Consider the following 1,445-nt stretch of genomic DNA (forward strand, 5'->3'; position numbering starts at 1 on the left):
TGAACTGCACCCCAAAAGTTGGACACCCGTCCAACCTTTGGGGTGTTTTACATGACGAAGTACAACGAGCAGTTCAGACAAGGGATCGTTGACGAGTATCTGGCCGGCGGAATTGGCATCAAATCGCTGGCTGCCCGGCACGGCGTGGGGCGTACGGTGATCCGGCGCTGGGTCGCAAGCTACCGGGAGCATGGCAGTGCGGGATTACGCAAGAAGCACACGCACTACGATGCGCAGTTCAAGCTGTCGGTACTGCAGCGCATGTGGAGAGACGAGTTGTCCTACGGTCAGGTCTCGGCCTTGTTCGACATTCGCGGCGCCGACTGCGTCGCAGGCTGGGAGCGCCTGTATCATGAGGGCGGTATCGATGCATTGTCCCCTCGCCGACGAGGACACCCCCGAAAGATGACCGCTTCACTTCCACCGAAACCTACCGAATCCGACAAACCGGACGAACGCTCGCGCGAGGAATTGCTCAAGGAAAACGAGTATCTGCGCGCGGAGGTGGCGTACTTAAAAAAGCTCGATGCGCTGCTGGCCAAGAAGCAGGCAGCGCAAAAGAAAAAACGCAAATAGTGCGAGAACTGCGGGAGCACCATCCGGTAGCGGCCCTGCTGAAGGCGGCTGGTTTGGCGCGCAGCACGTTCTATTACCAGCTCGGGACACTGAATGCCGAGGATCGCCACGCTGATCTGAAGGCAAAGATCCGGACGGTGTTCGACCATCACAAGGGCCGCTACGGCTATCGACGCGTCACGGCCGCGATCCGGCAAGCCGGGCAGCTCGTCAACCACAAGGCCGTGCAGCGGCTGATGCAGCAGTTGCAACTGAAGTCCCTGGTGCGCCCGAAGAAATATCGCTCCTGGCGAGGTGAGGTCGGTCAGGCCGCACCCAACTTGCTGCAACGTCAGTTCAGTGCCACGCAGGCCAACCAGAAGTGGGTGACGGACGTGACGGAATTCAACGTCGGTGGGCGGAAGCTGTATCTGTCGCCGGTGATGGATCTATACAACGGCGAGATCGTGGCTTACCAGATGGATCAACGTCCAACCTTCAAGTTGGTCAGCAGCATGCTGAAGAAGGCATTGGCCAAACTCAAACGCACGGACAGGCCGTTATTGCATTCGGACCAAGGCTGGCAATACCGGATGCCGGCGTTTCGTCGGCAATTGAAGCGACGCAAGCTGACTCAAAGCATGTCGCGCAAGGGGAACTGCCTGGACAACGCTGCGATGGAAAGCTTCTTCGGCACGCTCAAGTCCGAGTGCTACAGGGGACATCGCTTCACTTGCGTGGAGCATTTGCGCGACACGCTCGAGCGCTACATCCACTACTACAACCACGAACGCATCAAGCTCAAGTTGAAAGGGCTGAGTCCCGTGCAATACAGGACTCAGCCCTTGAGCGCCTAGCCTTCAACTGTCCAACTTCGTGGGGTCAGTTCA

General features: G+C 58.3%; 1 protein-coding gene. It reads left to right on the plus strand.

All coding sequences use genetic code 11. The annotated features are described in order from the left end of the window. Positions 1–51: 51 nt before the first annotated feature. Positions 52–1,412 (plus strand): IS3 family transposase gene (locus Q3A80_RS31815; RefSeq protein WP_446332735.1). Its coding sequence is split into 2 segments (ribosomal slippage): positions 52–514 and positions 514–1,412, totalling 1,362 coding nucleotides; the frame shifts between segments, so codons are not numbered across the junction. Positions 1,413–1,445: the final 33 nt, after the last annotated feature.

It is taken from the genome of Burkholderia sp. SR8, assembly GCF_052851275.1.